Raw genomic sequence first — 6898 nt, forward strand, 5'->3', positions numbered from 1 at the left:
TTTCGACCACCATCATCGAGGCGGTCAAGGCGATGACCAGCAGGGTCCGGTTCTCGCCGGGCCGCTTGCGGTCTTGCCCAAAGGTATGCGAGTGGTCTGGCTCGGTGTTAGCTGTGGAATGCATGATTCGCGCTGTCAGTCCCTGATTGGTCCCTCACGGTGCAGGCAGTTTCTGCGCCAGGAGCGTCGCGAACTGCCCCTGTATCGGCTTGCCGTCCGCACCTCTTTTGGTCAACTGACCGTTGTTGACCCGATAGTCAATCACAGCCCAGCCTCGATCCTGGTACCAGTGAAAAAGCTCGTCTCTGGTCGGCAGAAAAGAGAAGTTTGCAGGGTAGCTGAAGATCTCCGAAGCCACGGGAAAAACGAAGAAGTGGAAGCCCCCGGCGGCCGTTTCTTCGCCCAACTCCGACAGCAAGGAATCGATGCGCTCCGGTTTCAGGAACTGAAGGGCAACGGTCGCAACCACCGCGTCGAACTCGCCGCCAGCAAACGGCAGGCGCTCGTGCAGGTCATGGTTGAGCAGCGTTATGTCATCAAGGCCTTCCTGGCGGGCGATGGCCTCGATGCGTTCGAGTTTTTCGCTCTTGTTCTCAACCCCGGTCACCGCATGGCCCATTTTGGCCAGAAAGAGCAGATTTCGCCCGCTGCCGCAGCCGATGTCGAGGATGCGATTGAGCGAGTGATCACGCAAGGAGTGCACATAGGCCGACAACAAATCGTCGTGCACGTTGGAAAGCTGGTACTTTTTCTCGAAGTACCGGTGCGGTTTGCAGTAGCGCGATACCTCGATGGTGAATTCCTGGCTGAGCGCCTCGATTCGATGCAACACCGCCGGCGGAACCGTCAGCTCAGCGTTGCTTTCGGCACCCAGTGCATGTTCAGACAAGCTCGTGCCCGTCTGGTCCACGAACCTCAGGCAAACCCGGCCTTGTCTGACCTGCAGGTGTGCCCAGCTGCCCGCTTCCTGAAGGTGCTGCACCGAGAAAGCCCCCAGGTCTTTGGCAGTCTCCAGCACGGACCGCTGGTAACAAAGAAGTTGCTCAGGCATTTCTAGATTTTCCTGGGGTTAAAGCGCGCCAATACGATAACCCCCGTGCTCGAATCCAGGGGTTCGGACAATCGGGCGCTATTGCCCTTGGGAGCGAGCGTCCGCGCTGGCATCCCGCAGCGCCTTGAACTCGCTGCCCTCGGCCCAGTTGGGCCACTCGCTGCTGTTGCCGAGGCGCTCGGCCACCGCGTAGATCAGTTCGGCGTCGGCCACGAGCCCTGACAGGTCCCAGTCGGGCGACCATTCGTCGCTTTGCTGGTGATAGTCCTCGGCCGAATAGGCGGCGGCAATCGCAGCCGCTCGCTCGGTCCCGCCATCAACGAGATCCCTGCCCGATCGGAAACTGACCGCAGGCACCCCGACCTGGGCAAAGGGGAAATGATCGGATCGAAAGAAGCTTCCGGCCGCCGGATTGGGGTCGGGGCTGTAGCGCCGCCCGCGTTCTTCGGCCTCCTCGATCAGAACATCGAGCAGGCCAAGCTTCGCGCTTCCCGAGATCGAAAAGTCGCGCGTGGGCCCATGGACACCGGGCGCGTCGGTATTGATGACGCCGACCGTCTTTTCAAGCGGATACAGCGGATTAGCCGCGTAATACTTGGCGCCAAGCAGGCCGCTTTCCTCGGCACCCACCGCCAGAAACACCAGACTGCGCTCGGTCCCGCCGGTCTCGACAAACGCGCGCGCCATTTCGATCATCAGCGCCAGGCCGGTCGCATTGTCGATTGCGCCGTTGTAGATGGTATCGCCGGTCTCATCGGGTTGGCCGACGCCCAGGTGATCATGATGGCCCGTGAAGAGGATATGCTCGTCCGGACGGTTTGATCCGGGCAGGATACCGACAACGTTTTTCACGGTAATTCTTTCTTTGCGGCTCACCAGCGTCGCATCGATCGTTGCGTCGAGCTCCATCGGCTGGAACTCGGGCTGCTGCGCCATCGCCTTGGCATCTTCGTAGCTGGTTCCCGCGGCTTCGAACACGCGCCGCGCAATGTCAACATGCATCCAGCCCTGGAGGGCACTGTGGGCCGCTGCGGGGTCGTCGCGGACGATGTCGAGCGTGGTGTGGTTGCCGTTGGCGATGACGCCCCACGGATAGCTGGCAGGCTCGGTTTCGTGGATCACAAGCACACCCGCTGCCCCGCGCCGGGCGGCTTCTTCATACTTGTAGGTCCAGCGCCCGTAATAGGTCATCGCCTCACCGCCGAACACACCCTCACCGGTTTCAAAGTCAGGATCGTTGACGAGCGCGACGATGACCTTGCCTTCCACGTCCACATCCTTGAAGTCAGACCAGTCGCGCTCGGGTGCGTGCGCGCCGTAGCCGACGAAGATGAGCGGCACGTCCTCCAGCTCAACGCGCTCGCTGCCGTTGACCGGGGCACGCACGGCAAGGTCCTTCTCCTGCACCATCGGCACCCGCTCGCCGCCGATGCTGAGAGACAGCACCGGATCTTCGACCATGGTCGAGCGGTTAAGGGTCACGTCTTGGGTCCACGAGCGCGTTCCGTCCGGCCGCAGGTCGCCCCCCGGCTCCAGGCCAACGGCCGAAAACGCGCCGGACAGGTAGGCCACGGTCATGCGTTCACCGACCGTTCCGGGCGCGCGCCCTTCGAAGCTGTCGTCGGACAGCGTACGGATGTGATGATCGATCCGCTCGATCGAAAAGTCCTGGGCAAACGCGCAGCCCGCAAACATTGCAAGCGCGCTTACGCCAATCAAGAAACGAGGCATGGTTCGGTCTCCGTGAGTGCTGGGGTCTATTGTTCGTCGGCAGGAGTCAAACCCGTCACATGCCGCTCAAACAAGGCGTCAATGTCTGCCTCGGCCTGCTCAGCGTCGAATTCACCGCTGCCGGCAATCTCCATTGCTTTGCCGAACAAAGTCATTACCATCGACTCGCCGTCGACGGTGGCTGCAAATTCTACCGAATCCCAGGCCTCGAATGTCTCAGCCCACTTTTCGCGGACCATTGACCAGAAGGGACCGGTCTCTTCCCAGTACTCATCACCCGCGCTAAAGTCGAAACCAATGATGCGTTCGTAGCGATTGACGCCGAATTCGCGCGCCAGAAACGGCGTGACCGGATCGGGCGAACCGTCCTCGTCGACGACCATTTTCAGGTTGTCCTGCTCGTGCGTCCATCCAGTGGGCAGGATCGTATGCCGGTTGCTGCCAAGCAGCAGGTCGTAATCGTCGCGGACGCTGAACTCGCGCCGGGGCAGCGGACGACGCGTCTCATGACCTTCCCAGACAGAATGCGTCGGGTGGTGCTGCCACTTTCCAAACGATTCATAGCGTGGGGAATCGTCGACCTGGAACACGGCCTGGCTCCAGGTGCCGACCACTTCCTCTTCGGGCGGGGTGGTGCGCGCCCAGACGCCATTGCCCGCATACTTGTGCAAATCGGTGTCCTCAAAGCGCCAATCCTGACGCCAGTGCTTGGTCACGATGGGATCGCTCAGGCTACCGTCTTCTTGTTCGATCACCATGACCAGGATGTGCTGCAGGCTGATGAACTCTGGCTCGTCAACAAGAACGTAGACGTACTCGGTGGCCCAGGATCGATAGGGCTTGGCGGGCGAGAAATCGGGCGCGAATCCAACCGTCTCGAGAAACTCGAAGCTTGTGCGATAAGCCCCTGCCATCGCGAGGATAGCCTGACGATCGCGCTCAAGCTTCGAAAGGTCATCGGCCCGAAGACTTTTCCAGCTTTCCGTAGGCTCGGAGACGGTGTCGGGCATGGGGCCAGAGGTCGTGCCCCCGCGCGGGGCCATGTTACTGGTGTCGACAAACGGCCAGCCGAACAAATAGTCGATGGCTTCATCTTCCGAATCTTCATAGGCCAATGCGGGCATTGCCCCACCCATGACCCAAGCGGCGAGTGAGACTTGAAGCAGGAAGCGGCGCATGACGTTCTCCTGAGTTGGAAATGTTCGCTGGGGGGCATTAAATGCACAAGGTGCACCGGAAAGCGACTATACTACGAACCATTCTCATTCGCAACCGCAGAGCGGGAAGAATCGGCATCCTTCTCAGCCCCGGGCGTTGCATCCACAGCATCGGTTCCGTCCGGTTCCGTCGGCTTTCCGGCGCCCATGAAAGCATTATTCAGTCGCTGCACGAATCCCTCGGCCCGATCACGCAACAGATGCAACTTGCGCAGATGATTTTTACCCAGGCCTGACGGCGTTGTTCTCAGCAATGAACGCCAGAAAACGGTGTTTTTCAGGAATGCAGTGCGCCAATTCCCGGAAGCGGACTCGTCGCGAAGACCGCGCGCAATTCTTTGCGCGTTCCAATGCCGATTCATGAAATGAATGCCGAGCAGCACCCCCAGCAACGCCGCTGACGAAACCGCCCAGGCGATCGGGCGTTGCTGAACCGCCTCAATGATTGAGCCATCGAACCAGGCTCCAAAACCTCCGCCAAGCGCCGATACGCCCCAGATCACCGCGGCCAGTACGATGGTCATCAGCACTGCATCTGACCACAACACGTTACGCCGCCAACGGGCCATCGCATCGCGCAGCGCCGGAAGCGTGTCCATCTCAATGGACTCTGCGATCGCCTGCAGAGTCCCGACGATACGATACGAACGGGACGAACTGATTTCAGCGATCTTGGCGTGAATTTCTTCTCGATCACGCGATACCTTTCGGTCGTATCGAGCCCGAAGCTTCTCATCGGGAATGTCCACCGCGGCACTTTCGTTGTAGATCCGGTAAAAGCGCCCGGTCGTGTTGCCTTCGCGAACGACAGCCCGCTGCCAGGCCGAGACCACCTCTTCAAGGTTGTCCTCACGCCAGGTCGTATCCACCATGTTGAGGATAAAAACCAGCTTGGTGAAATCGCTACGCCCAGCAACCCGATTGACCAGATGTTCCAGCGTATCGCGCATAGCGCCCGGCTCTGGATGGCGAGCATCGAAAAACACCAGTACAAGATCCGAGAGATCGATAATGTGATCGGTCAGCTGCAGAATGGTCGCGCGTTGTTCATCAGCATCAAACCCCGGCGAATCGATCAGAATCCGCCCCTGCAAGCGCTTCGACGGTACGGTCTTCATGGCCAGGAAGTGATCAACGGTTCGACCTGCACCGTCGCTCAGCCGATCTATCTCGTGGCTGACGCGGTAAAACGGAAAGCGCGGATCGCCATCAAGGGCTAGCCCTGGCAACTCCTTGACCTCATCACCCGCGCCGTAGCTGAGTACCGTAAACCGGTCATCCACCGCCTGACTACCGCTGCGCTGCACCTCCAGGCCTACGAACTCGTTGATGAAGGTTGATTTTCCAGCCGAAAAAGTTCCCAGCACGGCAATCATCGGCCACCACGAAATGGTGAACGCGTAAGACTCCTCTTCAGAATCGAGCAAGCCGGCCCGGTAACCGATCCGGTCCACTTCGCGAAATTGTTCCACAACGCCCTCAAGCGCAGGATTCTCCTCAAGGAGACGCTCGCTGAGCCGCGTGAGCTGCGTATCAACTCGGGTTCCTGGGCGATTGAACATCTGGCTTACTCCTGCTGGATTCAGTGGATCGCTCAGGCCACATCGCTGAACCACATGGTCGAGCACACGTGGCCTTGGCGTTAGTTTGTCTGGCCTGAGCGTAACATAGCGCCCTGATTTCGTTAAACGTCACCGATTCAGATTGGGTCTGTCCGATGGAGAGACGATTAGTTCAAGGCAGCGAAGTCATGGACCTCTTCCAAGCCAGTCTGTGCTCGCTAATTTAGCGCCGGACGCTCCGAAAAAGCACTGGCAGCCAATTTAAAGAGTCTGCAGAAAGGTTCACTCAGGCTCCTCCCAGTGACGCTCAACCAACGAACAAGGAACGACCAGATTCCACCTCGACAGGTAGCGGGTGGACCTCGTCGCTGCCGCGCTTACGGTATTGTGGGACGGAAGATCTTGTGGGCTTCAAGATATGAGCCGGGGACATTACTTGATGCTATGCCCATGAAAGCATGTATGCCTTATGCTGCCAATACCATATTATCAAGAGATATTCTGCGGCGAGCTAGTCGGTCAGCTACCGAGAAAATTGTATCGTACGATACAATTTATGGCGAGGCTTCGGCACGCTTACGGACATATCGCCCTAGCTTGCGCGGCCTGGTCGAGCCGCTGACGGTCACCATCTGCCCCACGTCGCCGCTTCCGGATCGACTCGCTATGAAGGTAGTGGAGAAAGAGTATTCAGTTGCGGCTTGAGGATTTCAATCCTGAGACAGGCCAAGCAAGGCGCAAACAGCGTCACGTCGTTCCGTGTCCTCCAGCAGATCGGCCAATGTATAACGGTCAAACACGGCAAATACCGCCTCCTGCGCCTGTTGACAAATTTCGCGCAATTTACATGCCGGCGTAATTACGCACTGATTGCCCGGTCGCATGCATTCAACAAAGTGAAAATCCGGCTCGAGTAGACGAATGACGGTGCCGAGCAAGATGCGATCCGGCGGGCTCGCCAGCCAGACCCCACCGCCGCGCCCGCGGCGAGCCGTCAACACGCCGTGGGCGGTCAACTGCAGCGCTACCTTGTTCAGGTGGGCCCGGGAAATATCGTAGGCATCGGCAACTTCACGGACGCTGGCCGATTGGTCCGGAGCTGAAGCCAGATAAATCAGCAATCGCAGACCATAGTCGGTGTACTGGGTTAGTCGCATATCTCACTACGCTCTTGAGCAGGGAAGATCCCCGCTCATTCTATGCGACCCGGGCCAAGCTCGTTCGTATCAGGCCTCCGGATAGGGATGGGCCACGCCCGTGTGGCAGTCGATGCAGGTTTCGCGCTCGGCTTCGTCGCGGTTTTTGTTCATGGTATGCATACCAACCGCCATACGGCT

6 protein-coding genes are annotated in these 6898 nt (G+C 59.1%); all 6 read right to left on the bottom strand.

Going from position 1 to position 6898, the window contains the following annotated elements; genetic code table 11:
- Positions 1–154: 154 nt before the first annotated feature.
- Entirely contained in the window at positions 155–1051 is an 897-nt protein-coding gene (locus tag G3I74_RS03940; protein WP_164210292.1) for a methyltransferase domain-containing protein, read from the bottom strand.
- 78 nt (positions 1052–1129) lie between these two features.
- On the bottom strand, positions 1130–2782 hold the full coding sequence (locus tag G3I74_RS03945) for a M28 family metallopeptidase (RefSeq protein WP_164210293.1): 1653 nt from the start codon (positions 2780–2782) through the stop codon (positions 1130–1132).
- 26 nt (positions 2783–2808) lie between these two features.
- A complete protein-coding gene (locus tag G3I74_RS03950; protein ID WP_203594526.1) occupies positions 2809–3960 on the bottom strand; it encodes a DUF6607 family protein in 1152 nt (383 codons plus the stop codon).
- Positions 3961–4031: 71 nt separating this feature from the next.
- Positions 4032–5561, bottom strand: coding sequence for a dynamin family protein (locus G3I74_RS03955; RefSeq protein WP_164210294.1), 1530 nt, complete (start codon positions 5559–5561; stop codon positions 4032–4034).
- A 710-nt stretch (positions 5562–6271) separates the two neighbouring features.
- On the bottom strand, positions 6272–6718 hold the full coding sequence (locus G3I74_RS03960; protein WP_164210295.1) for an RrF2 family transcriptional regulator: 447 nt from the start codon (positions 6716–6718) through the stop codon (positions 6272–6274).
- A 69-nt stretch (positions 6719–6787) separates the two neighbouring features.
- Complete coding sequence (locus G3I74_RS16285; protein WP_203594527.1) at positions 6788–6892, bottom strand: NapC/NirT family cytochrome c; 105 nt, start codon at positions 6890–6892, stop codon at positions 6788–6790.
- Positions 6893–6898: the final 6 nt, after the last annotated feature.

Source organism: Wenzhouxiangella limi (assembly GCF_010499265.1).
GTDB lineage: Bacteria > Pseudomonadota > Gammaproteobacteria > Xanthomonadales > Wenzhouxiangellaceae > Wenzhouxiangella > Wenzhouxiangella limi.